General features: G+C 34.8%; 24 protein-coding genes. 10 read left to right on the forward strand and 14 right to left on the reverse strand.

Going from position 1 to position 26,266, the window contains the following annotated elements; all coding sequences use genetic code 11:
• Nucleotides 1-186 precede the first annotated feature (186 nt).
• Nucleotides 187-507 (forward strand): putative quinol monooxygenase, encoded by a 321-nt coding sequence (locus ACFSTE_RS02140; RefSeq protein WP_176027782.1) that lies wholly within the window; start codon nt 187-189, stop codon nt 505-507.
• Here the strand turns inward: ACFSTE_RS02140 and ACFSTE_RS02145 are convergent.
• The gene (locus tag ACFSTE_RS02145; RefSeq protein ID WP_378258246.1) at nt 491-1,531 is read right to left on the reverse strand and encodes a hypothetical protein; all 1,041 of its coding nucleotides are present in this window, start codon (nt 1,529-1,531) and stop codon (nt 491-493) included. The two genes, ACFSTE_RS02140 and ACFSTE_RS02145, sit on opposite strands and share 17 nt — an antisense overlap.
• A 321-nt stretch (nt 1,532-1,852) precedes the next feature.
• Here ACFSTE_RS02145 and ACFSTE_RS02150 point away from each other — a divergent pair, with 321 nt between their 5' ends.
• The 5 genes from ACFSTE_RS02150 (at nt 1,853) to ACFSTE_RS02170 (ending at nt 7,074) form a co-directional block, all read left to right on the forward strand.
• A complete protein-coding gene (locus ACFSTE_RS02150) occupies nt 1,853-3,214 on the forward strand; it encodes a class I tRNA ligase family protein (protein ID WP_378258248.1) in 1,362 nt (453 codons plus the stop codon).
• A 73-nt stretch (nt 3,215-3,287) separates the two neighbouring features.
• Nucleotides 3,288-4,547 carry a lysine N(6)-hydroxylase/L-ornithine N(5)-oxygenase family protein gene (locus ACFSTE_RS02155; RefSeq protein ID WP_378258250.1) on the forward strand — a complete coding sequence of 420 codons (1,260 nt, stop codon included), beginning with the start codon at nt 3,288-3,290 and terminating at the stop codon, nt 4,545-4,547.
• Between the two features lie 3 nt (nt 4,548-4,550).
• Complete coding sequence (locus ACFSTE_RS02160; protein WP_176027778.1) at nt 4,551-4,871, forward strand: cupin domain-containing protein; 321 nt, start codon at nt 4,551-4,553, stop codon at nt 4,869-4,871.
• A complete protein-coding gene (locus ACFSTE_RS02165) occupies nt 4,868-5,896 on the forward strand; it encodes an FAD-dependent oxidoreductase (RefSeq protein WP_378258252.1) in 1,029 nt (342 codons plus the stop codon). The genes ACFSTE_RS02160 and ACFSTE_RS02165 overlap by 4 nt, the downstream gene beginning before the upstream one ends.
• A complete protein-coding gene (locus ACFSTE_RS02170; protein WP_176027776.1) occupies nt 5,893-7,074 on the forward strand; it encodes an MFS transporter in 1,182 nt (393 codons plus the stop codon). Before ACFSTE_RS02165 ends, ACFSTE_RS02170 begins: the two co-directional genes overlap by 4 nt.
• Before the next feature lie 111 nt (nt 7,075-7,185).
• Here the strand turns inward: ACFSTE_RS02170 and ACFSTE_RS02175 are convergent, their stop codons facing one another.
• From ACFSTE_RS02175 to ACFSTE_RS02205, 7 genes are all read right to left on the reverse strand, one after another.
• On the reverse strand, nt 7,186-8,208 hold the full coding sequence (locus ACFSTE_RS02175) for an inorganic phosphate transporter (protein ID WP_378258254.1): 1,023 nt from the start codon (nt 8,206-8,208) through the stop codon (nt 7,186-7,188).
• 168 nt (nt 8,209-8,376) lie between these two features.
• Nucleotides 8,377-9,348, reverse strand: coding sequence for an arsenosugar biosynthesis arsenite methyltransferase ArsM (gene arsM / locus ACFSTE_RS02180; protein WP_176027774.1), 972 nt, complete (start codon nt 9,346-9,348; stop codon nt 8,377-8,379).
• Nucleotides 9,349-9,404: 56 nt separating this feature from the next.
• Complete coding sequence (locus ACFSTE_RS02185) at nt 9,405-10,217, reverse strand: purine-nucleoside phosphorylase (RefSeq protein WP_378258256.1); 813 nt, start codon at nt 10,215-10,217, stop codon at nt 9,405-9,407.
• Nucleotides 10,214-10,864, reverse strand: coding sequence for a TIGR04282 family arsenosugar biosynthesis glycosyltransferase (locus tag ACFSTE_RS02190; RefSeq protein WP_378258258.1), 651 nt, complete (start codon nt 10,862-10,864; stop codon nt 10,214-10,216). Before ACFSTE_RS02190 ends, ACFSTE_RS02185 begins: the two co-directional genes overlap by 4 nt.
• Nucleotides 10,834-11,334 (reverse strand): rhodanese-like domain-containing protein, encoded by a 501-nt coding sequence (locus ACFSTE_RS02195; RefSeq protein WP_378258260.1) that lies wholly within the window; start codon nt 11,332-11,334, stop codon nt 10,834-10,836. The genes ACFSTE_RS02190 and ACFSTE_RS02195 overlap by 31 nt, the downstream gene beginning before the upstream one ends.
• An 11-nt stretch (nt 11,335-11,345) precedes the next feature.
• Nucleotides 11,346-12,398, reverse strand: coding sequence for an arsenosugar biosynthesis radical SAM (seleno)protein ArsS (gene arsS / locus ACFSTE_RS02200; protein ID WP_176027770.1), 1,053 nt, complete (start codon nt 12,396-12,398; stop codon nt 11,346-11,348).
• A 43-nt stretch (nt 12,399-12,441) separates the two neighbouring features.
• Entirely contained in the window at nt 12,442-12,777 is a 336-nt protein-coding gene (locus tag ACFSTE_RS02205; RefSeq protein ID WP_176027769.1) for an arsenosugar biosynthesis-associated peroxidase-like protein, read from the reverse strand.
• A 233-nt stretch (nt 12,778-13,010) separates the two neighbouring features.
• Here ACFSTE_RS02205 and ACFSTE_RS02210 point away from each other — a divergent pair, with 233 nt between their 5' ends.
• Nucleotides 13,011-14,681, forward strand: a complete 1,671-nt coding sequence (locus ACFSTE_RS02210) for a glycerol-3-phosphate dehydrogenase/oxidase (protein WP_378258262.1) — start codon at nt 13,011-13,013, stop codon at nt 14,679-14,681.
• 12 nt (nt 14,682-14,693) lie between these two features.
• Here ACFSTE_RS02210 and ACFSTE_RS02215 read toward each other — a convergent pair whose 3' ends face one another.
• Both ACFSTE_RS02215 and ACFSTE_RS02220 read right to left on the reverse strand, forming a co-directional pair.
• A complete protein-coding gene (locus tag ACFSTE_RS02215) occupies nt 14,694-15,530 on the reverse strand; it encodes a phosphatase PAP2 family protein (RefSeq protein WP_378258264.1) in 837 nt (278 codons plus the stop codon).
• A gap of 183 nt (nt 15,531-15,713) precedes the next feature.
• Nucleotides 15,714-16,274: an RNA polymerase sigma factor gene (locus tag ACFSTE_RS02220; protein ID WP_176027766.1), complete on the reverse strand. Its 561-nt coding sequence runs from the start codon at nt 16,272-16,274 to the stop codon at nt 15,714-15,716.
• 90 nt (nt 16,275-16,364) lie between these two features.
• On the opposite strand from ACFSTE_RS02220, the gene ACFSTE_RS02225 reads away from it, so the two are divergent.
• The 3 genes from ACFSTE_RS02225 (at nt 16,365) to ACFSTE_RS02235 (ending at nt 22,395) form a co-directional block, all read left to right on the forward strand.
• Nucleotides 16,365-17,519 carry a FecR family protein gene (locus ACFSTE_RS02225; protein WP_378258266.1) on the forward strand — a complete coding sequence of 385 codons (1,155 nt, stop codon included), beginning with the start codon at nt 16,365-16,367 and terminating at the stop codon, nt 17,517-17,519.
• A gap of 134 nt (nt 17,520-17,653) precedes the next feature.
• Nucleotides 17,654-20,998 carry a SusC/RagA family TonB-linked outer membrane protein gene (locus ACFSTE_RS02230; RefSeq protein ID WP_378258268.1) on the forward strand — a complete coding sequence of 1,115 codons (3,345 nt, stop codon included), beginning with the start codon at nt 17,654-17,656 and terminating at the stop codon, nt 20,996-20,998.
• 14 nt (nt 20,999-21,012) lie between these two features.
• Nucleotides 21,013-22,395 (forward strand): RagB/SusD family nutrient uptake outer membrane protein, encoded by a 1,383-nt coding sequence (locus tag ACFSTE_RS02235; protein ID WP_176027763.1) that lies wholly within the window; start codon nt 21,013-21,015, stop codon nt 22,393-22,395.
• Nucleotides 22,396-22,414: 19 nt separating this feature from the next.
• Here the strand turns inward: ACFSTE_RS02235 and ACFSTE_RS02240 are convergent, their stop codons facing one another.
• The 4 genes from ACFSTE_RS02240 to msrB all read right to left on the reverse strand — a co-directional run bounded on the left by ACFSTE_RS02240 (nt 22,415) and on the right by msrB (nt 25,616).
• Entirely contained in the window at nt 22,415-22,954 is a 540-nt protein-coding gene (locus ACFSTE_RS02240; protein ID WP_378258270.1) for a peptide-methionine (S)-S-oxide reductase, read from the reverse strand.
• Nucleotides 22,955-22,963: 9 nt separating this feature from the next.
• Nucleotides 22,964-24,538 (reverse strand): protein adenylyltransferase SelO, encoded by a 1,575-nt coding sequence (locus ACFSTE_RS02245; RefSeq protein ID WP_378258272.1) that lies wholly within the window; start codon nt 24,536-24,538, stop codon nt 22,964-22,966.
• 93 nt (nt 24,539-24,631) lie between these two features.
• Nucleotides 24,632-25,174, reverse strand: a complete 543-nt coding sequence (msrA, locus tag ACFSTE_RS02250) for a peptide-methionine (S)-S-oxide reductase MsrA (RefSeq protein ID WP_378258274.1) — start codon at nt 25,172-25,174, stop codon at nt 24,632-24,634.
• Nucleotides 25,167-25,616, reverse strand: coding sequence for a peptide-methionine (R)-S-oxide reductase MsrB (gene msrB, locus ACFSTE_RS02255; protein WP_176027759.1), 450 nt, complete (start codon nt 25,614-25,616; stop codon nt 25,167-25,169). The genes msrA and msrB overlap by 8 nt, the downstream gene beginning before the upstream one ends.
• Nucleotides 25,617-26,266: the final 650 nt, after the last annotated feature.

A 26,266-nucleotide genomic window follows, 5' to 3' on the forward strand; every position in this document is an offset into this window, starting at 1 on the left:
ATATTAGAGTATGAGATGTGTTGTAAGGCATTGATGCTTACATTTTTTTAACGTTAATGAATCTTCTTCCCCCTGTATTATAGTATTTGATATTTTTTAGCAGTGAAATGAGTACAAGTAATGTTGTATAAGAGTTTGTGCATAGTGTACAGACAGGTACAAATGGTTCAATTTTAATAATTATATATGGATATTTTATTGAAAGAGGGGTACTTTATTACCGCAGAGATAAAGATTAAAGATTTAACAAAAACAGTTATTGCGCGTAGGGCTTTGTCCAATTTACAAAAAGCCTCTCTAATGGAAGCCGGTTGTAGCTTGTTTAGTGTACAGCAGGTTTTTAATGATCCTAGTCGGTTTATTCTTAGAGAACGGTTTGACGATGAGGAAGCATTTAAAAAGCATTTTGAATATTCACATACTAAATATTACTTGGAGCAGAACTTAACAGAGGTTGTACAATATTTTCAGATGGATGTTCCTGTAGCTCCTATTTCTTCCGAATAGTATTTTTTACTTCTAGAATGTAGTTAATTACTGATTGAGAAGGGTTTTTATAAGCTAGAAGCTGACGTATTTCGGGCTGATATGCATGAAGAAATAACAGATCACTCTGGGAAATGTAAAAAGAAGTATGTTTTTCTTTAGAGAAAGAGGTGTTTTTGTACTTGGTTTCTAATTTCCGGTATGTGTGATTCCATTGATATTCAATATATATACTGTCTTTAGCGATAGGGTGTTTGATAAGCGGGTTTTCTGAATCAACTAACTGTTGTTGGTATTCTATGTGCATAGTTAAGGGCGTCGTCTTGCTGATTTTGGAATGTAATTCGATAATTCTCGAACTCCAGGGAGGTTGAAGATTAGCAATAGCAATTTCGCTTAATATAGGACGTAAACCATTCTTTTCATATTGATAAAAGTTAAAATGATATTCCCAGGTACCTGATCCGCTTATTTGATTTTGTGTATAATAAATGATTGTTTTTTTTGAAATATGGTCGGTATAAAATTGAATATCCAATGCATAACGATGGGATATGTGATGTCTGGAAAGCAATGTGTCTTCTGAAAAAAAATAAACATCGCTTTCTCTGCTTATATTAGAATCGTTAAGAGCGATGGCATATTGCGTTATTACTTCCTTTTTCTGACCTAATGTAAAGAAAGTTATGGGGATTGCTCCGTGTTGTATATAAGTACTATCGATTGGGATATTTCCAAAAATACTTTTAACGACTGTAATAGGCATTTCTTTATTCTTAATGGCTTGTTGTAGCTTTTCGAAATCAGATGGGGACAAAATTTTATTAATGTTTCGCTGATTAAGATGAATAGAATCTGTAGTAGCGGTGATTTCGTCGATTAATTTTTTTGTATTCAATGACCGGATACTATCTAAAAAAAATAAGGCTTCTTGTTTTTTTGAGTTTTGAACCCAAAACTTTTCAGAGGTTTTTGTACGCTCCGGATAGAATAATAAAGATATTGTCAAAAGAAAAAAAGAAGCAATAGCGAATAGTGTTTTCATTGTAGGCATTTAATATGATTAGCAAATCTACAAGGAATACAGATTCGTTTTCTTCTCCAGAATCCATTCACTGATTTTTTGTGAAAAAATTTAGAAAATAAACGTATTGAACTTCATTATTATTCATTAACTAAATGATATTTTTCTTTTAAAAACAAACAAATAAAACCTGGCAAAATACCTTTTATGAAAATAAAAAACCTTTAACTACTTAATTATTTTTTTAGAATAAAAAGGGGAGGTTTGCCACGTCGAGTTTTTTAAAGCTTAACCAAATTTTTAAAAGCTTGCCTAAATCTCTTAAAACCTAAACTTCAGAAAATGAAAACATATTTTCTTAGCCCAATTATGCCTACTCCTAACGGGGCTTTGCATCTTGGACATATTGCGGGACCTTATCTCAAAATGGATGTTATAAGACGCAATGTAATCAATAATAATATGCAGGCGTATTGTTATTCAGGAGTACATTTTACAGAATCTTTTGTATTACTTCAGTCTTTTATAGAGTCGATGACTCCAAAGGAGATATGTACAAAAAACTATAAAAAAATACTTCGTTCTTTTGAGAATCTAGATATTGTTTTTGACGAGTTTGTTAATCCAGCAGATAATCCAGAGTTTATAAAACAATTACATTTTTTTTCAGATGCTGTTTTTGGTAACTTCATTAACAATGCTTGTTTTTTATATGAAGAGAAGCATCCTTATGATGCAACATATGGCTTTTTGCCGCCGAGTATTATTTGTGGGGAGTGTCCGGATTGTGGTACTGGTATGAGGGGATTTATATGTGAATCATGTGGAGTTAGTATACTTCCTGAGAATATTAAAAACAGCTACCCATCTCATGTTTGTGATACTTTTGAGTTAAAGAAGGTTCAGAACTATTTTTTAGAAATGTCAGAAGGGAGTAAAAAGAATATGTATAGAGTTACATCTCCTTCTCCTAAGGAACACTGGGGTATACAACATGATAATATTAGACACATTAATCCATATTGTGATGGTTTTTCATATTTTATCTGGTTGGGAGAACGTTGTAGAGAAAAATATGGATTATCTGAAAACCCTTTTAATAAGGAGAGCAATATTGATACAGTAATAAGTCTGGGATTCGATAACAAAGAAATATTAGATGTAATAAAAAGAGTATTTGATTACGGAGAAGTTTATAAAACATTTGACGTAATCCTTGATAATCATTTTTTGTTATTGAATGGAGAAAAGTTTTCTACATCAAAAGGGCATGCTATATGGTGTGACACCCTGGATGAAAAAATAGATAAAGGCTTTTTGAGATTATTCCTGCTTAAGGAAAACGCAGATATAGATGCTAATGACTTTAATGTTTCCAAATTCGTCAGTTTTTATAATCATTACATGGATTTTTTTATGGATTATAAAGCGTTGAATCACAAGGAAGCAAAAAGTTCTTCTGCCTTGAAAAGACAATATATAGAATCGAAGAAAAAAATAACACATCATTTAATGCCAGAAAGCTATAACGGGAAGAAAGCTTCTAAAATCGTAATAGACTGGATGGATATGTATTTATCTATTGAGGATACCTATAAAAAACAGTGGTTCGAATCATTTAAAGAACTATCAAATCCGATTATGCCTACTGTGCTTTCTGGGGATTTTTACAAGCGAATATCAAATGATTTGATTCTTGTATAAACTAAAAGATACTACTATACCCCATAGTATATCAATTCACATACTTAATTTAAAAAAACACATATTATAGATCATGAAAGACCTAGATTTTATTTGTATAGGTGCAGGCCCATCTGGTTTGAGCCTTGGAGCGTTATCGTCAACTGTTCCAGGATTAAAAGGAAAAATACTGGAAAGAAAATCTAATTTTGAATGGCATGGAGGGATGTTAATTCCTGATGCTAAAATGCAAATATCTTACCTCAAAGACTTGGTGACCTTAGTAGATGCTACCAACCCTTTTTCGTTTGTCAATTATTTATCTGTAAATAATCGATTATATCAATTTATAACAGCCAATTTTGGAAGTGTTAATAGAGAGGAATATAGTGACTATCTATCTTGGGTATTGTCTAGTTTAGATAATGTAGAGCAAGATACCTTAGTGAGAGAAGTTGATTACAAAAATGGTTGGCTGGAGATTGAAACTGATAAAGAGAAGTACAGAACAAATAATTTAGTTCTTTCTACAGGGCTTTCACCAGTAATACCAGAGGTTTTTGATGATCAATTAAAAGTAGATAAAAATAGCTTGTTTTCCAGTTCAGAATATATGTACAAAAGTCATGATTTTTCGGGGAAAACAGTGTCTGTAATAGGAAGTGGGCAAAGTGGAGCTGAGATATTTTTGGATTTGATCAATCAAAAGACGAATGCACCTGAAAAAATTAATTGGATTACCGAAAGTGATAATATATTCCAATTAGATGACTCCCCATTTGTTAACGAGATATTTAATCCAGGATTTGCTGAGTATTTCTACAATAGTAGTGAAGAAGAAAAGAAGCAACTTCTTTCCACGTATAATTTTGCTAATAATGGAGTTTCTGAGCAAACTTTGGTTGAAATTTACCAAAGCCTATATAAAGAAAGGTATATAAAGAAAGAAGCTAAAACGAGAAGTAATTTATTGATAGGGCATACCTTGAAAAAAGTGTATAAGGACAATAAACAATATGTTCTAGAAATGAGAACAAAAGAGGAGACTAAGAAAATTACTTCAGACGTTGTTATTTTTTGTACAGGTTATAAGTATAAGACTCCTTCTTATCTCGAAAAAATCAAATGTCTTTTTAATAGAGATGAAGACAATTTTTTGATTAACTCTGATTATAGTGTTAATTGGAAGCATCAAGATGAATGTTCTGTTTATATACAAAATGGAGCTATTCATACACATGGATTATCAGACCCTAACTTATCACTAAGTTCTAGAAGAAGTGCGATTATTATAAATAGTATTATCGGATATGACTTTTATAAAGATTTAAACGCTCACTCATTTATTTTTTAAGATATGAAGTTAATAGAAAAAAAAATTACTGAAAATCTAGACGGAGGAATATCACTTCACGAGCATCTTTTATCTGATATTTCCTGTCCGGTTAGTAGCTCTATTTTTATTGTTCCTCCGAAATTGAATACTCCTGTAGATCAGCATAAAGTAGCTGAAATATGGATGATTGTTGGAGGTAAAGGAGAAGTGATTTTTGAGGATAAAAAAATAACATTAAATAGGTTTGATATTCTTTATATCGAAAGTGGCGAAAAACATTCAGTAGTCAACACAGGAGAAGAAGACCTTATTATAACCTCTCTATATTGGAATGTCATATGAAATACGATATTGCAATAATAGGTATGGGAATTACAGGATTAACAACAGCAAATTTAATTCATAAAAGATTCCCTGATAAGAAGATGTTATTAATAGAGAAACAGGAGATCGGACAAGGAACATCCTATTATTCTGCTGGCTTTAATCCACCTTTGTCTATCTCTGATCAGGCAAAGCAGTCCTATAAAACATCCAGTACACTTATAAAAACTTTGGCAAAGGAAGTAGGGTATGTATTACCTGATACTATAGATGTTGTTTATATGACTGAAGATAGAAAGAGTCTTATAGAGAAATATTGTAAACCTGCAGGACACCTTAATGATACATCTACAGTTCCTGCTGGTTCTATTAGTCATTTTTTTAAGAAAGAAATTGGAGGCTCTTTCTATATAGGGAAAGGGGATGGTTCATATGTAGATGCTAGGTCGTATTGTGAGAAATTAGCAAATAATCTAACAGCGAATGGATTAGATATAAATACACAGACATATGTTACAGAGTTTAGTAAAAAAGGAGATTACTTTCAGATAATTACCCATCTTTCAGCAATATATGAGTCAAAGGATGTTATTGTGTCGACAGGTCCTTTCCTAAATACTTTCGAACCGAATAAAAAAATAAGTAGGAACAAAAAAGTATGTGCTTTTTCTATAAATATAGAACCAGAAAAAAATGATTGTGCATTTATATTTTTAGATGATGAAGCTTTTTTATTACCTCTACATAAAGAAAAAAAGTGGCTTTTGTCTATCACTTCTACAGAATGGGGTATAGATCCAGATAAGAAAATCACAGTAACATCAGAAGACTTTGTAATGGCTAAAAAAGTCTTGAACAAGTACACGAATGCTTTGGATGAGTATATAGGAGAGGCGATTGTTTTTGCGGATAATTATTCTGATCAAAAGGAAATAAAGGTGGAGAAAAATGAAGCGATTTATGTAAGAGGGACCTCTGGAGGAGGAGTTCGGTATGCTCCAGCTACGGGGCTAAAAATAATTGAAAAACTAGGATACAAATGAAACATTCGGAAACAAAAAGCAATATTTTAAAAATTTTTATAGCAGCTATTTTAATTTCCATAGCATATGGGACTCTTTTTATTATGCCGATTTATATAAAGTCACTAAATGGAGATACGGCTACTGCAGGTTACCTGTTCGCTATAACTGGTATTGGGGCAATGGTTTCTATTCTTTTTACGAAAAGGCTTGTTTATCAATATTCTGGAAATTATTTACTTTTTGTAGGAGCACTTTTTTTTTCAATAGGAGTTATAATATTTGGAACGTATCATCAAGTTGATGTTTTTTATTTTATCGCATCAGCATTTACAGGAATCGGTTGGGGAATTTACTACAATGTGTCCCCGATTATGTTGATGGCTTATAGTGATAATTCTGATAATAGAGTCACATTGTTTGGATATTTGTCTGCTTTTAATGTTATTGGAATTAGTTTAGCGCCTATTGTGATAGACATCATTTATGGAGAAAATATTAACTATTTTATCGTTTTTGCAATTACAGGGGGGGTGTGCTCATTTTGTGCAGCATTTTTATTTCTTTCAATCTCTAACAATGTAGCTGTAAAGGATTCTGAAAAAATAAACCCTAAAGATAAGATGATTACTGATGAAAAGAAAAAAGGATATATATATCCTTTGTTAATGGTATTTTTAGGTGCTTGTACCTTATCTTTAATGTCTAATTTTCAAACAGTTTTTTCAAAAGAACTCGGGGTAAATTATTTCTATTTCTTTTTGTCATTTTCATTGTCAATGGTTTTGTCTCGTCTTTTATTGAGTGCTTATATTGCGAAATTAAATAGGTATTATACAAATACGTTTTTTCTTCTTTTTATGGTCATCTCTTTGGTCTTATTCTTTTTTGCAGAAGAAGATGTTTTGATTTATGTACTAGCCTCTTCTCTATTTGGAATGGCATATGGGTTAGTGTATCCAATTATACAGGATTTAGCATTGTTATTATCTTCTCCGCAGATTCATAAAGATGTACTGAGCTATTTTTCTTTTTCCTATTTTATAGGATTATATCTTTTTTCTGCGATATCAGGAGTTGTTATTGATATTTATGGTTACTTATTAGCACTTTTTGTCATTGTAATACTTGCCCTTATAGAATTATTACTTTCCGTCATACTTATTAAAAAGTTTAGCAAAGAGTATAGACAGACATAGTCTAGAGTAGGGAGTGTATTTTGTAATACTAAAGGAAGTCTTAGAAAAGAATTATTGACCAAAATAATAACGAAAAAGTTTAGTTCGTGTTTAAACAACTAAACTTTTTTGTTAGTAACAAATCATTCTTAAAAGTAGAAATAAAGAACCGCTAAGCAATGCTGCAATAGGTAAGGTAAGAACCCATGATAATACAATCTTAGAAATTGTTTTCAGATCAGCTTTTTTAGTCAATGTCCCTATACCGAAGATTGCCCCAACAGACACATGAGTTGTCGAAACAGGGAGACCATGAATACTAGCTGTAGTTACGAGTAAGCCGGTAATCATATTTGCAGTTAATCCCTGCCCTGCATTCATAGGAGTTATTTTTTTACTCATTGTTTCTCCAACTTTTTTAGCTTTTGCTAGTCCACCAATCGCCATGGTTACAGCGATAGCAATCATGCTCCATTGAATATCCAGAACTTTGATAATAAGTAATAAACCGACAATTTTAGGGGTGTCATTAAGACCTCTGGCAAAACTGACAACACCAGAACTTATATAATGGAAGAAGTCCACTATTTTTTGAATAGAAAGCGAGAGAAAATTCCCTTGATATGTAGTAATAGCACCTTCGTTTTCTTCTGTGGTAATACGACATATTTTTCTTCCGGAATGGAGTATAAAATAACAGACTAAACTAAGAATAGCAGCAATTAGAGGACTCGCAATTAATGGCATTAGGAAGGTATTGCCCAGTTTTTGAAAGTTAAATTCACTTCCTACTGCTATAACTCCTGTTCCGAATAAGGCGCCGACTAAACTATGTGTTGTAGAAATAGGCATTCCTATTTTGGTAGCAATGTATACTGTAATAGCAGCTCCCATAGCAATAGAAATAGCAAATACAGGAGTTTGTATAAGTTCCTGAGGTACTAAACCTTTTCCAGAAAAGTTTTTGACTAGTTCTTCAGCCAGAAAAACAGCAGCAATAGATCCGGCAAGAGTGGTTAGTGTCGCCCAGTTAATTGCTTTTTTGTAATCAGTTGTTCCGCTACCGAAAAGGGTTGCGACTCCTTTAAAGTTATCATTTGCTCCATTACTGAATGCCAGAAAGCATGCAGCAATAAATAAAATGCTTAGTGTCATATGTTGATTTGTGTAATATCACTGTCATTATGATACAGTGGTTGGTTAATAAATTAAAAGTAATTGTGGTGGTTTTAATAGTATTTTATAAATGTTAAAAAATATCAAATAATAGAATGTTGATTTTTTGATATTATTGTGTGATAATCAACATTCTATTCATTTTTTTTAACAACAGCCTCCGCCATCGTAATGATACGTAGCATCACTGATATAGATGTCATTTCTCTGTAGATTAGCAAGAGCTTTTGCAGTTTTATCACAGATAGCTAGTGGTTGATTTTTGAGGAGTACGTGTCCTTTTTTATCATCGAAATAGTCTTCAGCCCCATAATAAATAGCAGTTTTTCCGGTAAAAACACAAGGACCATCAGCAGGCATAGGATCTTTAATCGCAGCAACCTCTATAGATTCTATATAGATGAGTTCTTCTGTGTTGTAGTGAACCGGATCTAGAATACGATAAGGTTTTCTAGCTCTTATTTCGATAGTTCCGAATCCAATATCGGTTAATGCCTTAACATAATCGGCAATGGGAATACTACCGCTGAGACATAATGCTCTCAGTTTTTCATCATTGCGAAGCGCTTCATTCATAGGTTGTTCGCATGTAGGATCACTCATAACTAACCGACCATGAGGTTTTAAAACCCGATACATTTCTTCTAGGGCTTTTTTTAGATCTTCTGCTTTAAAGATATTGAAAAGGCAGTTTTGAGCAGCTACATCAATACTATTATCATCAACAGGTAGGTTTAATGCATCTCCGTATTTTAGATCGACAAAATCACTTTTAAACCATTCATTCTGCTTTTCTGCTTCAATAAAGTTCTTTTTAGAAGCATCTAACATTTCCTGTACAACATCGACACCGATAACTCCTCCTTTTTGACGAGAAAAGTAAGAGAATTGAAGCAATTCCATCCCGCCACCAACTCCTACATACAATATTTTTGGATTGTTTGTCAGGTCTCGGGCATTTACTGTACTACCACAACCATAATTCATCTCTTGCATGATTTTAGGGATTTTTAATCCAGGTAGTTCCCATATAGGGTTTGTAGTACAGCATAATCCCACATCAGGGGTTAAGGCTGCCTGTTTGTATACATCTTTTGTGGTGTCTAAATAGTTATTCATATAGTACGTAGTAAATTAGATATAAAATAAAGCGCTTTTAAGAGAATAAATACGAGTTATAATTTTTTAATTACTTCTCTAAAGAGTGTAATCATTACAGGTTCCGCCTTCGCTGCCATAGCAATAATTTCTTCGATATTTACAGCTTGTAAGTTATCAGGATCGCACTCATCTGTAAGTACAGAAATAGCAGATACCGGTAGGTTGAGATGGTTGGCCACGATAACTTCAGGTACAGTACTCATTCCTACAGCATCAGCACCAATAGTTCTCAGGTATCTGTATTCAGCTCTTGTCTCTAACTGCGGTCCTAATACAGAAGCATATACTCCTTTGTGAAGGGTGATATTATGTTCTCTGGCAATCGCTTCCAGATGTTGATTGATATGCAGGTCATAAGGGGCACTCATATCGGTAAACCGCGTTCCTAATTCTTCTACCCCTTTAAAAGCCAGCGGAGATCCTCCCTGTAGATTGATATGGTCATCAATAAGCATTAATTCTCCTTTTTTGAAATCGAGATTGATCGCTCCTGAAGCATTAGAAACTAATAACGTTTTGATTCCTAATCGGTGCATGATACGCACTGGATATGTGACATCCTGAAGGGTATATCCTTCATATAGATGAAAACGCCCCTGCATAACAACTATCTTTTTCCCTTCTAATATTCCGTAAATAAGTTTTCCCTTATGGAATTCTACGGTTGCCGTAGGAAAGTTAGGAATATGATTATAGCTTACTTCTTTAATGATTTCAATATTATTGATCAGCTGCCCTAATCCGGTTCCGAGAATAATTCCTATTTCTGGGTTTTCAAAACCTTTTTCTAAGAGGTATTCGGTGGTTTCTTTTATTTGTTTAATCATTTTTTTATTTTTTGTATAAGTTGTTGAAAAACGTCAATACCTTCGATATCTTCATAATAATCGATGTCATTTCGTTCTTCTAGTATTTTAACAGCTTCGTTTTGTAAGTCGAGCAAGGTGTCTTTTAGTACGGAATCTGTACCCCATGTTTTACGGCTAAAAAGAGAGGGGGTTAATTTGTTCATCCCCAGCAGGTAATATCCTCCGTCTTTGGCAGGACCGATTACATAGTCATGCTTTTTTAAAGATAAGAATGCTTTCTCTATATCGTGTTGCTGGAGGTCGTATATATCACTTCCTATGATAATAATATGTTGATAACCATTGGCGAATCCTTCTTGAAAAGCAGCAAGCATCCGAGCCCCTAAATCGACCCCGTTTTGTTTGTATTTGATATAAGACGCTGTGGACCAGATATCGTTATCTCGTATTTTTTCTGAGTAATATACAGCTTTATCCGCAGAGAGTTTTTCTGTAATTGATACAGTATGATTCAATAAGAATTTATATACTTCCAGTGCTGCGTGGTCTCCAATAGTAGCAGCTAACCTCGTTTTGCATTTCCCTAATTCGGGATTTCTGGTAAATATGAGAAGTAAGTTTTTTTCTTTCAAGATCAATGTTTTTTTTTTCCTTTCAGAAGCCATTTTCCCCATTCCTTTGAGAATACATGAATGGAGTCGGTTTCTTGTTCATGTTTATTTACAACGGGAAAGTTTTTGTTCTTCCACTCAAAAATTCCTCCGTATAAATTAAAAATGTTTTTATATCCTTGTTTTTTTAGTTTTTCAGCAATTCGCTCAGATCGGATGCCTAAACTACAATATACCACAATCGGACTATCTTTTGAAAATTTTTTCTTTGTAATTGTATCTATAATAAAATGATCATACCCAACATGGATTGCATTTTTGAGGTGGCTGATCTCAAACTCTTTTTCCTCCCTTGCATCAAGTAAAATAAAATGGTCAGTTTTCTGTGCAACTTCTTCTACAGAGATAAAAGGAATACTGTTTTTAGTATGTTGATCCAATAGTTGTTGTAGTGATGTCTGTGCAGTTATAAAATAACTGGCAAACAGACAGCCAATAAATATATAGTACGTTGTTGATCTCATGTACTTAGGTGTTATGCGACAGTTCCCTGACAGCTGCTTCCTGCACCGGCAGTACACCCGTAACAGTGCTGCGAGATAATGATATCCCGATCGAGAAGGATATCTTCGTTATATTCACTAATATGCTTTATTTTACTATTGACTTTGAGACCCAGCATTTGATTAAAATCACAGTCGTATAGCCACCCATCCCAACTGACAGAAATAGTATTAGTACACATGACATTTTCTACTGCCGTAGGATTATATGCATCGACTAATTGATACATATAGTCTTCATAATTATCAGAAGCAATAAGATAATCCAGAAATCGACTGATTGGAAGATTGGTAATAGCAAAAAGATTATGAAAATGAATTCCAAAATCATCAAATAATGCTTTTTTGAAATCTTTTTCCATAGCCATTTGGTCTCCAGGAAGAAAAGCCCCAGAAGGATTGTATACCAAGTCTAACTTTAAAGAACTATCAGGCATCCCATATCCTCTTTTATTGAGTTCCAGTAAGGCCTCAATAGACTTGTTAAAAACGCCATTCCCTCGCTGTTTATCTGTTTTTCCTTTGGTCCAGTGAGGCATAGAAGAAACAACATGAATGTTATATTTTTTGAAAAAATCAGGAAGGTCGTAATATTTTTTATTAGCTCTGATAATCGTCAGATTACTACGGACAATAAAATCTTTAATTCCTGCTTTACTTGCTTCTTCTACAAACCACCTAAAATTAGGGTTCATCTCAGGAGCTCCTCCGGTAAGATCCAGGGTATGAGCTCCTGTGTTTTTTATGACATCAATACATTGCTGCATTGTTTCTCTGGTCATAATTTCCTTGCGATCAGGACCAGCATCCACATGACAGTGTTCGCAAACCTGGTTACACATATATCCAACATTAATTTGCAGGATTTCCAGTTTTTTAGGGCGTAAAGGGAAATGTCCCGTTTTTGCAATCTGATCTGCAAATTTGGGAAGTTCTCCATTTTGAAAAATCCCATTACTCAGAATTTCCAGTTGTCTATGAGAATTTGCTAATTCATTATTTCTTTTCTTCAGGGACTTGGTCATATATTTAATTCTTAGGTGATACTAATGATCCTAAAAAGTAAACTTACATAGATAGTTTGTCATATTTTTTCATCATTTGCACTCCATGTACTAAGGTAGCGCCGCTTTCGATAGCAGCACCAGCATGAACAGCTTCCATCATTTCTTCTTTGGTGATTCCTCGTTGTAACCCATCTTTGGTATATGCATCAATACAATAAGGACATTTTACTACATGAGAAACAGCGAGTGCAATCAAAGATTTTTCACGGGCGCTTAAAGCTCCTTCTTCGAATACCTTTCCATAATAATCGAAGAATTTTTTTCCCAGCTCTTCGCTCCATTCTGTTATTTTTCCAAACTTTCGTAAATCTGCGGGATCATAATATGTTTTTGACATGCTGCGTTCTTTATTAATTACAGGCATATATATTCTGTCGTTAAACTTCTATATGCTTACAATAAAATTACTTTAATATTTTAATAAAAGCTAAAATGATTAAAAAGCTTTTCTAAAACAAACAAAAGCATTTATTTTTTAAGAAGCACTGTCTCCAAAAAAGAAAAAGAAGATTTGATATATTTTACTTAGATTAGTGTGGCATTGTTCGATGGTTTATAGTAGTATTTTTAATGAAAAATAAAAGACAGTTCTCAGTACATGAGCGGGCATCTCAATTAAAGCGAGTCACATCTCGGTTGTTTGATGTCGTTATTATTGGAGGAGGGGTGACAGGAGCAGGGATAGCGCTGGATGCCATTTCCAGAGGATTATCTGTGTGTCTGATAGAGAAAAATGATTTTGCTTCTGGTACTAGTAATAAATCAACTAAATTGATTCATGGAGGACTTAGGTACCTGAAACAACTGGAGATTGGATTGGTTCGGGAATCGGGAAGAGAAAGAGCTATTGTACATAAACTAGCTCCGCATTTGGTAGTACCAGAAAAAATGTTACTTCCTCTTTATGAAGGAGGAACCTATGGGAAATTGATGACTGCTATCGGACTAAAAGTATATGACTTTTTAGCAGATGTGTCGGGAAATGACCGAAGGAAAATGTTAAGTGTATCAGAGACTATAGAGCAAGAGCCTTTATTAAAAAAAGAAGGACTTCAAGGAGGAGGGTATTACGCAGAATACAGGACTGATGATGCAAGATTGACGATTGAATTGCTTAAAAAAGCACATGTTCTTGGAGCAGAGGTGTTGAATTATTGCGAAGTAGTTTCTTTTGGATATACCGAAGAAGGGAATATGGATACAGCACATTGTTTGGATCATATCACAAATGAAAAGTTGATGATTAGTGCCAGATTTTTTGTATCGGCTACAGGTCCCTGGAGTGATGTAATCAAACAGTTGGATACTTCAAAAAAAGAAAAGACATTGCAATTGAGTAAGGGAGTTCATATTGTGATTCCCAGAGATAAATTATTACTTAGACAAGCGATCTATTTTGATGTGGATGATGGTAGAATGATTTTTGCAATTCCAAGAGGAAAGGTAACGTATATAGGTACTACAGATACAGTATATACCGCCAGCCTGAAACGTATTGTGATTACTAGAAAAGATGTGAAGTACCTGATCGATGCGGTGAATAGGATGTTTCCCCTGGCAGAATTAACAATAAGGGATGTCATTTCTAGTTGGGCAGGAATACGTCCTCTGGTATACGAAGCAGGTAAAACTCCTTCGGAGTTATCAAGAAAAGATGAGATTTTTATTTCTAAAACAGGTTTGGTTTCTATTGCAGGAGGGAAACTGACAGGATATAGAAAAATGGCAGAGAGGATTATGAATACACTATTTTCTATAGATGATTCTATAGGGAATCGAGCGACAAAAGGAGCATTGACAGATGAGATTCCTTTAACCAATTATCCGTTACAAAGCAGAGAAGAAGTTGTGCTGTATCGAATGCAATTAAAAGAAAGACTGGCGTCTTTAGGGGTAGAGGATGAATATATTTGTTGGTATTTGGTTAGTACTTATGGTAAACAAGCTGACAAGATTCTTGAAAAAATAACCCATTTTAATAATGAAGAAGTCATAGAAAAGCTTATTCGGGCAGAGCTTTGGTATGGTGTTCATCATGAAATGGTAGTTACCTTATCAGATTTCTTTGTTCGTAGAACCGGCTATCTTTATTTTGAAATAGAAAAAATAAAGACCTTTAGAACTGTAGTAGCTTCCGATCTCCAGAATTATTTGGGGTTTGATATTGCCGAAATGGCACATCAACATCAAGTATTAGATCAGTTACTAACAGATGCTACCACTTTTTATGAAACAGAATAAAGGTTACATTTGTTAGAACGTGCCTACAATTCCTAACTGTCCGGGGGTAAGCTTTAAATTCCATTTGATACTTACTTTATTTTTATTATAGGTGTATCGTTCTGTTTTGTTTAAAAAATTGTCAATACCGTCGACAATAACAACACTTAACACAATCCCAAGACTAACATCTGTTAGCCAATGTGCCCCTGCCCATAATCTGGACACAGGAGTAATCATTCCTACGGCGTAGATTCCTCCTTTGATAAACGGGTTTTTGAACTGTTTGGCAATAGCATGTGCTGTAGTAAATGATAGGATCGCATGTCCGGAAGGAAAAGAATGGTATCCAGCTTCATTAGAGTAAAACCGGAAACTGTCATGTCCTTCATTCATTGTTGGTCTGGCACGACCTACTAATGTTTTACTTACAGTTTGGATAATACCACCTGCAGTAGCAGAGGCAATTAATAAGACCCCGGTTTTTCTGATTTTTTCATTTTTTGTTAAAAGACCAAGAGTATATACTCCAGAAGTAAGACCGTAATTCACTAAGGGTTTTCCAAAACGAAAGCCAAACTCCTTAACAATGTGGGGAATGTCTTTTTCTTGTTTTGTGAAATATTCATTAGCCGGTTCATCAATAGCATAAAGTATAGAAGTCCCGACAAGGATTGTACCTAGGGTAGCAAAATCCTTTCCTTTCCACTTAAAAGGTTGCGTGTAGGCATGTTTAACTCCTTTAAAAACAGAAACTCCGTCATATTTTAGCATGCTCCAGGTAGATTCTTTTTTAGGGGCTTCTTGTGCAATAATACTTCCGCAAAGAAGGAAGCTGATAACGAATATGTATATTTTAGCGAAGGTCATAATATAGATTTGTCGAGTAAAAATAAAAACTTCTCAAGAGAAAAAAAGGGAAAAAGAAGGATTGTTCCTTTTTGCCGGGTAATCAGCATCTAAATGCTCAAGGTGCAAGTCTTGAAATTAATATCCATTTTTTATTAGTCCCCGGAAGACCTAAAAGAAGGCATTATAAGGTGTAGAGAAAAATCAAAAAGAGAGATTTGAGTTTTTTAAAGCAACTCTGATTTTTTGATATGCAATCCCTATTTGGTTTTCTACCGTTTTTATAGAGATTCCTAATTCATCTGCTATTTGTTGATATTTTAGCCCCCTCATTTTACTGAGTAGGAATATTTCTTTGCACTTGGGAGGAAGTTGCTCAATAATTTGTTGCAATATTTTGATTTTTTGACTCTCATGCTGCTGTTCCTCTTCTGTATAGAGAGAATTTAGTGCGCTTAACCGAATTGTGTCTAGGATCTCATACCTCTTTTTTTCTCTTCGGTAATTGTCTACAAATCTGTTGTATACAGCTTGGAAAAGATACGATTTTAAAGAAGTATTTATTACGATGGATTCTCTTTTTTGCCAGAGTTTTAATAAAGTATCCTGCACAATATCTTCAGCCTCTTCTCTGTTAGAAGTAAAATTAAGGATGTAAACACATAAAATTTCATAGAAAGTACTGTAAATGAACTTAAATGCTTTTTGACACCCCTTCTTTAAGGCGGTTAATAATTTGATATCGTCATTTAAAGAAAAATCCACTTGATTTATTTTTTGTAAAATTGGGGGTATTTAATAGAGACTAACGTCATATAGGTGAAAAAGTTATTTTTTTTCATAAAATAAGTTAAAATGAACGAAACAATAAAGAGAATTATTAATAAATATCTTGCAGATGACTTAACAGAGGAGGAATCAGAGCTGTTAATGGAGTGGTTAGATGATGCAGAGCATAAAAAGATATTTGAAGAATACATTAGGTTAGATGGTGCCATCAATAAAAGCCTACATAGCTTTGATGCTCTTGAAGCATACCAAAAGGCAATTCCATCTGCGACCAAGGTGGTTACGTTTCGTTATGAAAATGTATTTAAATATGCCGCAATTCTTATGTCTCTCGTTGGGATTGGATATATGTGCTATCTGCAGCTCAATATTCCTGATCCTACTAATTCAGGCTTAAAAGTTGTAGATAAACCTGTACTACTCAAAAAATCAAATGGAGAAATAGTACAGATCGATATAGAGAAGAATCAAGATTATAAAGAGGGAGGAAATATTATCTGGAGGCAAGAAAAGAATAAGATTATTTATGAGGATCAATTAGCTACAAATGTAGTGTATAATGAAGTTGTTGTGCCAGAAGGGAAACGTTTCAAAGTTGTGCTTTCAGATGGGACATTGGTCCATCTTAATTCGGGAACAACCTTTAAATATCCGGTGGATTTTGTAGCTAATAAGAACCGACAAGTATATTTAAAAGGAGAAGCTTTTTTTGATGTAAAGAGAGATGAAGAAAAACCATTTATGGTTGAGGTAGATCAAATGAATATCAGGGTTTTAGGTACTCAGTTTAATGTGGCAATGTTTCCGGAGGATCAGGAAGTTAATACTGTGTTAGTAGAAGGGTCAGTCGCCTTGTATGCAACAGGTAAAGAAAAAAATGGAGTAAAGTTAACACCAAATCAAAAAGGTGTTTTCCAGAAAGGAAATAAAAAGATTACTGTAAGTGATGTAGATGTATCTGATCACATTTCCTGGATGAAAGGTCGTCTAATTTTTAAGAAAACAGCGTTTAAAAAAATCATAAAGAAACTAGAGCGGTTTTATAATGTAAAAATAGTGAATAATTATCCAGAGCTAGATAATCACGAATTTACTGGAGTTTTTGATACAGAAGAGGAATCGATTTTAGATGTGCTCGAAGTTATTAAGAATTATTCCCCTATCGAATGGCATCTAAAAGATAATACAATTGTGATTACTTCCCAGAGGGAAATTGAATAATTTAAGTGTTTTTTGTTAAAAAGATAGGAAGATTTAATTTAGTTTTGTGCTTGGTTGTTGATTTTTAGAATAGTGATAGAATAAACTTCTTAAAAACTAAGAAAGACAATCGTCAATCGGGAGAGGAATTTTATATGTTTTCAGGAAGCTTTAGGAATTTTCGTTATATCTTTTTTATTTTTTTATTTTTTTGTGGAAGAGTTACAGCTACAACTACGAGTTACGACCATGAAAAAATAAGTCTTGATCTTACAGACGTTTCTTTATTACAGGTTTTTAAGGAAATAGAAGGGAAGTCGTCATATAAATTCTTTTTTAAAGATGAGGATATTGACCTGGGAAAACGGTTTAGTATCAAAGTAAAAGATAAAAAAATAGATATTGTTTTATCTCGAATTTTAAAAAACACATCCCTAACTTTTCATATTCATAAACATCATGTAACCATAAAGCCAAAAGGAGTTGCAAAGAAAGTAACTGAGCGAATAAAGGTAAAAGGGAAAGTGCAGGATGAGAATTCACTTCCTATGTTAGGTGTAAGTATACTCATTAAAGGAACTCATAGAGGAATCTCTACCGGAATGGATGGAGAGTATGAGATTGTTGTCAAAAAAGGAGACATATTGGTGTTCTCTTATTTGGGATATGTAGATAAAGAGAAAGAAGTACAAAGCACTTCAAGTCTTGATGTGCAAATGGTAAGAGGGGATACAACATTGGATAAAGTAGTTTTGGTAGGTTATGATTCAATGGAGAAACACAATGTTACTAGTCCTGTTGCCTCGGTAAAAGGAGATGAGTTGGGGCTCCCGGGAATAAGTACTTTCGATCGTTTACTGGGAGGAAGAATAGCAGGATTAAGTGCCTTACAGGTTTCAGGAAAACCAGGAGCAGGGGCAATTGTCAATATTAGAGGAGTTACCTCGTTTAGAGGGGCGAATCAACCTTTGTATGTTATTGATGGTACCCCCTTAGTAGTAGAAGATAATTTACCCGCTTATTTTAATAATGGATTTGGAGGGGTATACAGAACACACCCTTTGGAATTAATAGAAGCATTGGATGTAGAAAGTGTGGATGTACTTAAAGATGCTGCCGCAGCCTCTATTTACGGTTCGAGAGCAGCAAATGGAGTGGTATTGATTACAACCAAAAGAGGAAAGAAGAACAGAAAACCAAAACTAACTTTTAATTACCGTTATTCTTGTAACAGCCCTATTCGAAAAAATGAAATGTTGGATGCCGCAGAATACAAAGAAATGTTGATCGGAGCAGCAAGAGCAACACAAAAACATAATATGTATAATGGGTTAGCAGCATTAATTGTAAATCCAGAAACAAATAAAGTTAACGAAGGTTATTTTGGTGATGCAGATGTAGCTTGGCAAGACGAAATCACCCGTTCATCTGCTGATGTTCATGAGATTAACACTAATTTAGTTGGAGGGAGTAAGAAAAGTACATATTATTTTTCATTAGGAAAAACAATGCAAGAAGGGCTTTTTGTTGGAGAAGATTATCTCAAAAATAATCTGAGAGCTAATTACGATTTTGATCTTACGGATAAGATAAAATTAGGAGGGGGATTTAATTATCAAACATCCATTTCTAACTATTCTCTTTTATCTTCTCTGGATCAGGTGTTCTCGACCAGACCCGATATCCCCGTCAGAAATAAAGATGGGAGCCTTAATGAGGATGCTAGGTATTCTAATCTGCTGGCTTTTGGTAATAGCACTAAAAATAAAGATGAAGCCATTAATTTCATAGGGAATGGCTATGCAAAGTTTACGTTTCTTAAAGATGTCACTTTTCGAACAGCCATGCAATATGCAATTACTGATAGTAAAGGCTATAAGTATTATAAAGTTCGTCCCTATAGTCAGCGAACAGATTATGAGACAAAAACGTATAACGCTACCTGGGATAATACACTGCAATATGCGAAAACTTTTTCTCGTCATTATACAAGCTTATTGATAGGAACAGCATTTGATTATAGGAGATTGGATCTTACGGGGGCAATTTATGTAGGATTGCCTACTGATGTGTTTTCTGATGTGATTAGTTTGGCAGGAGGGGTTTTTAATGCGTATGATCATTTGACAGAGAGTAGACTACATTCTTATTTCTCAAGATTAAACTATAATTATGACCGACGGTATTATGTAATGCTTTCAAATAGACTAGACGGATATTCTAAGTTTGGTCCGAACAAAAGGTGGGCTTATTTTCCCTCGATTGGAGTGTCTTGGCAAACATCTAATGAAGCATTTATGAATAATATGGATGTGATCGATGATTTGCGATTTCGATTTTCTATAGGGCGAACAGGAAAGGCAAATTTACCAGATTTCTTGCATAGAAGATTTTATGGTTCCCCTCTGGAAGATAGTCCAACTATTATAGGAGGAGAAACAGGAATAGGATTAGCTAATGTAGCAGATAAGGCTATTGGATGGGAGAAAACAGAAGAATATAATGTAGGGATGAATGTTTCATTGTTTGATAAAAGGTTTTCACTTTCTACTGATTATTTTAGCAGGTTGACATCAGGGATGATCATGTATTTACCTAATCTTCCTTCTTCTGGTTTTAACAGACGGTTAAAAAGTTCTAATAGTTCAATGGAGAACAAAGGTTTAGAAGTTACATTAGAGGCTCAATTGTTAAGGAACAAGGACGTACAATGGATTAGTGCGCTTAATGTTACATTTCTTAAGAATACTATAAAATCTGTAGAAGGAAACCTGGGACCATCACTAAGCCCGCTTTTGGAAGAAGGGGTTTCATTAGGGTCTATATATGGATTGGTTGCTGAAGGGATCTTTAAAAATGAAGATGAAATAAAAGAACATGCAATCCAGGAAGGGGCAAGAGTAGGAGATTTAAAGTTTGTAGATCTAAATGGGGATGGGGTGATTAATTATAGAGAAGATGCAAAGGTATTAGGAGATATACAACCAGATATATATGGCGGGTGGAATAATCGATTTATTTTTAGAAATTTTGAAGTAGGGGTCGATCTTCAATTTTCTTTTGGACTAGAAAAAAGATGGGCACCTTTGGAACGAATTACCACTTATGTGAATTATGGAAATAATATTACAAAAGAAATGTATGAAAATTCCTGGAAACCAGGTAAAGGGGATACTAAATATCCAGAATTAAGGTTTGATAGATATGGAGGATTGTATAGTTATCCAAGTACAGCAAATGTAGGAGATGCTTCATTTGTAAGGTTAAAGAATATATCATTTCAGTACCACATCCCGAGGCGGTTACTTAAAAAATTGAAAATAAGCAGTGCTAGTATCTATACAAATTCTACTAATTTATTGACTTGGACGAAATATCCAGGGGTGGATCCTGAAGTAGTAAGTACTTCTGGTTTTAACCTGAATAGTAGAGATTCAAGAGATTATTTAGGCTATCACCTCCCTAAAACAATGTCTTGGGGGATTAGGCTTTCGTTTTAAAAAAAGAAATGATTATGAAAAGTAAATTTTGGATTTTAGTAATCAATATGATCTTTTTTTCTTCATGTGAGACTCTTGGAGGGTTGGATAATGTGGAAATAGATGGAAGAATTCCGGTCGAACAGGCATATGAAAATGAAGGGGTTATTGAAGCAGCTATTATTGGAGCGTATGCTTCTATTAGGAATATGATTCCTATGCCGGCAGTATTGTCTGGTTCAGGGCTCTCAGGGCAATTATCTGTTCGGGACTTCGGATTAGGTGCTACTTTTGTAAATCATACGGTAAGATCTAATAATATAGCGATTTCAGATATATATGGAGGAGGATATAGAGCACTAGCAAATGCAAACGAACTTATTATACGATTGCCCAAAACAGGTGAAGAAGTATTGTCAGAAGCAAAACGAAATTTTTATTTGGGAGAAGCAAAGTTTATGAGGGCGTTGAGCTATTTTTATATGTTACGGGTTTATGGGGAGTTTTATAATCAGAATTCTGAGTATGGAATTGTATTAGGACCTATAGAATATGATGAAAATAACAATCCCATACCTCAAAAACGAGCGACAGTTAAAGAGAGTTACCGGTTTATATTAGAAGATATTAATGATGTGTTAAATAGTGGAATTCCAAATTCTGGAGATGCTTCAAGAGCAACAATAAAGGCGGCAAAAGCACTAAAAATGAAGGTGTTGTTGTATATGAGGCGATATGATGAGGTTGTGGAAATAGGAAAAGAATTTGTAGGAAGTGAACTGGAAAGTAAATATGAGAACATATATGTCAGAGGGCATACAGGAGTGGATATTATTTTTGCAACCCCGACAGATTTTGTATTCTCTAATTATGAGGGAGGTGGGTACACAGAAGGAATTATTCCAGGTTCTGTTTTTTTAAACACATTACAAAAAAAAGAAGGAGATTGGAATAGGATATCAAGGACTTTACCTTCTGATACACACCAAACAGGATTCAAATGGGCTTTTACGTACCCAAACCCACCCGCCTGGATGCACTTGAGAATCCCAGAGGTATTACTGATATATGCAGAAGCTAAGGCAAGAGTGGTTAAAGCAGCTTCAGGGACAATAGAAGAATTGTCTGTAGAGGTAAGTGAATTGAATAGAATAAGAGAAAGAGCAGGAGTAGTACCTAAACAACCAGAGAATATTAATGAATTCTTAAAAATAATTAGATTAGAAAAACTAATGGAATTGTATTACGAAAATGGAGAGGATTGGTTTGATTTGGTTCGGTATCATATAGAGGAAGATCTCAATATTTTTTTGATAAAAGATAAACTGGATAGTAAAGAAAACTTCGTTTACCCTATCCCGGAAGAAGAGATTATGATTGGAGGGGGGATTATTGTGCAAAATCCAGGGTATGAATAATCTTATCGTTTGAAAAAAATTAAGGGCTGTTTTTGTGAGGGATAGGAGGTAATAGTTCACGTTTTTGAGGATGAACGTTTTTGGAGAAATGTTTTAGTAAAAGCAGAAGCTTAGGAGTGATAAAATTTTGGCAAAAGGGTCTTTGAGGATTTGTATAGTAGTAATTTGTGATTGCTTCTCTGGAAGGTTTAAAAGCAACAAAAGGATATGCTTTGGTGACTAGTGGTTTTTTAAAGTCAATTTGTAATTTCTGTAAGATATCCAGTACCTCGATATGTTGTTGTTGCGTATAGAAATAAATAGCAGAACGGTACTTTTTACGCATTGTATGTGCTTCTGTACTTTTATGGGTATATAAGTGTATCTCGACTAAGGTGTGTAAAGAAATTTCTTCGGGATAAAAGTGTACAATGACAGCTTCAGAAAAATTGTGGTCCTCTCCTTTAGAAGCAACATATCCCTGTAATACCTTTGAAACTCCTTTTAGGGATTGGAAGACTGCTTCAGTACACCAATGACATCCTCCGCCTAATGCTATTTTATCATGTTTTCTTTTCATGAAATTGTTTTAAGAGCTACAAGATAACATGGAGCAACCTGCCTTATGTCTTGCCCATTCTGGTCGTTTAGCAAACCATTTTTGGGAATCTGGTTGTGTTTTATAGGGGTTTTTTAGAAGCGTGTAGAATTCTTCTATTAATGAATAATCTCCTTTATCAGCAGCCTCAATAGCCAGTTGTGCCATATAATTGCGTAAAACATATTTAGGGTTTACCGCATCCATTTTTTTCTTTCGTTCAGAGTCTGAAAGCGGTTCTTTTTGCAATCTGTTCAGGTAGGAGGTTATCCATGTTGTCCAAGAGTTAATCACTTCCGGGCTAAGTGTATCGGGATTGTAAATAGCTTCTTTGATATATTGAGGAATGATTTCTTTTGATGTTAGGGAGTGATTTTTCGTCAGGGAGCTGAGGTTTCTAAAGAAAATTGTCATATCTGTTTCTGCTAATTGCAAAGTTTCTTCTAGGTGTTCAATAAGCTGAAGATCCTCAGGAGCTTTTTCAAAAAGTCCTATTTTGGCTTTCATCATTTGTAGATAGGTCGACTCAAATGTGTCTTTATATCCGTTGAGAATTGCCTCTAGAGGTTTTGCGTCCTGAATTAGAGGGTAAAGGGCATTGGCTAGTTGTAGTAAATTCCATAAACCGATATGTGGCTGATTCCCGTAACGATAGCGTTTGAATTGCCGGTCAGTTGTATTTGGGGTCCATTGCGGGTCATACCCTTCCAGCCAGCCATAAGGACCGTAGTCAATAGTTAATCCTAGTATAGACATATTATCAGTGTTCATTACGCCATGAACAAATCCGACCCGCTGCCAGTCGATAATCATTTGCAAAGTCGTATTGCAGACTTGTTGAAAAAATTGAAGATAGGCATCTGGTGCAGTAGGATTGATTGAAGGAAAGTGATGTTTAATGGTGTAATCAACCAATGCTTGCAGAGTATGTGTGTCTTGTCTGGAGGCGAATATCTCATAGCTTCCGAATCGCAAAAAAGAAGGGGCTACTCGACAGACAATAGCGCCTTTTTCATATGCAGGATTTCCGTCGTATAGCATATCTCGTAAGACTTTGTCACCACTTAAGCAAAGTGACAACGCTCGTGTGGTAGAGATTCCCAGATGGTGCATTGCTTCACTACAGAGGTATTCCCGGATTGAAGATCGTAAGACAGCTAATCCGTCAGCAGTTCTGGAGTAAGGGGTTTCTCCGGCTCCTTTTAATTGCAAAGAATAAGATTGATTTTTGTGTCTTATGGTTGTTAAGTTGATTGCACGTCCATCACCCAATTGTCCAGCCCAGTTGCCAAATTGATGACCTCCATAACACATAGCATAGGGATTGGTTTCGGGTAATATTGAATTTCCGGTAAAAACCTGTAGAAAATCATCAGAGATAATGTCAGCTGATGTAATACCTAATAAAGCAGCGGTTTCCTTAGAAGCATGAATAAGAGAGGGAGCTGTTGTCTTTTTAGGCGTTACATATGAAAAACAAGCATGAGGAACCTGTCTTCGGGTGTTTTCCATAATTGGATCAGCCGGAAGCTCTTGTGTGAAATGATGGATGTGCGTTAGTTTCATGGGATTGCTGTCTGAGAATTAATAGGTTCGATAATCGAACTTAAAATTGATGTCCTACACAGTACTTAATAATTAAGTACTGTGTAGGTGTTGCTATTTTTTTAATTTGTCCGTGTGGAGCTTTCGTACTTTAGCAATCTTAGGTGAGATTACGGCTCTACAATACCCTTGACCACTATTTTCTGCGTAGTAATTCTGATGATATGTCTCTGCTTCAAAGAAGGTTTCTAGAGGACTTAGTTCGGTCACAATAGGAGTGTCATACAGGGAGGCAGATTCCCTGAGAACATCTTCTGCAATCTTCTTTTGGGCAGGGTCATGGTAGTAAATAACGGATCGGTATTGAGTGCCTACATCTGCTCCTTGTTGATTAAGAGTAGTAGGGTCATGGCTCGTCATAAAAATAGTCAATAGTTCCTTATATGAAATAATAGTCGGATCAAAGGATATTTGTACAACTTCGGCATGTCCGGTAAGTCCTGAGCAGACTTCTCTATAAGTAGGTGTGCCGGGTACTGTGCCACCACTATAGCCGGATACAATGCGATCGATTCCTTTAATTTGTTGGAAGACAGCTTCTACACACCAAAAACATCCGCCTCCAATAGTAGCTAGTTTTGTTATTTTATTACTCATTGCGATCGATTTTTATGGATTCTGAATTAATACAAAAGCGCAACCCGCTTGGTGCTGGTCCATCAGGGAAAACGTGTCCCAAATGTGCATCACAAGTATTGCACATGACCTCTACGCGAATCATCCCATAGGAGGTGTCTTTTTCATATTTGATAGCGTTTTCTTTAATAGGGGCTGTAAAACTTGGCCACCCTGTACCGGATTCAAACTTAATTGAAGAATCAAATAGAGGAGTGCTACAGCAGATGCAGTTATACTTCCCTGCATCATGGCTGCTGCAATACGCACCACTATGAGGAGCTTCAGTTCCTTTTTTTCTAGTGATTCTGAATTGTTCCGGGCTCAGAAGAGCACGCCATTCTTCTTCTGTCTTTTCTACACGTCTGTCCGGAATCGGATTGCCATGTGTAGCAAATGAAATAACATCTTTCCATGTGATCATATTCAATAGATTCTTTTTGTGTTGCTGTACAAAGTTACAATTACCCTTAGGAAAAACCATGTCCATATTACCTGTAAATAGGAATGAAATACCTTTAAGGCATGTTGAGGTAGATAGTGCTGGATTCTAATAGTTATTTTTTAATAGAGCGAGTGTATGTTTCTTCATGTGGTTTACCTCGCTTGTAAGAGATGAGAAAAGGTCAGAAATCATATTGACATGGTTTCTGGGGGCAAAATTTCCTAAAAAAACAAAAGCCTTTTTGCAATCAAAAAGGCTTTTTATTTAAGATACAGAAAGGGATTCTGGTATTAACGGCAATGATGCCTGGGACCTCTAACACATCTAAAGTTTATGCAAGTGCAGTTCCCATTTGTATTGGTAGAACAGTCCATTGATAATATACCAAATTGACATACTGTAGGATTGCTCCCTTTTCCATTAATGGATTTTTTTTGCTCACGAGTTAGTTCGTGAACATTGTCTAGTTTCAGGATTTTTTTTAACATACTATATTGGTTTTAAGATAGAATACACTATTGATTCTGTAGTAAATGTACTATGAAAAACAAATAAATAGGGTGAGGTAAAAAGTTAAAATAAAGCAAAATAATATTGAAAAAAGATTCTGTCCAAAATGAACAAGTATT

Source organism: Aquimarina hainanensis (assembly GCF_042684685.1).
Lineage (GTDB): Bacteria > Bacteroidota > Bacteroidia > Flavobacteriales > Flavobacteriaceae > Aquimarina > Aquimarina hainanensis.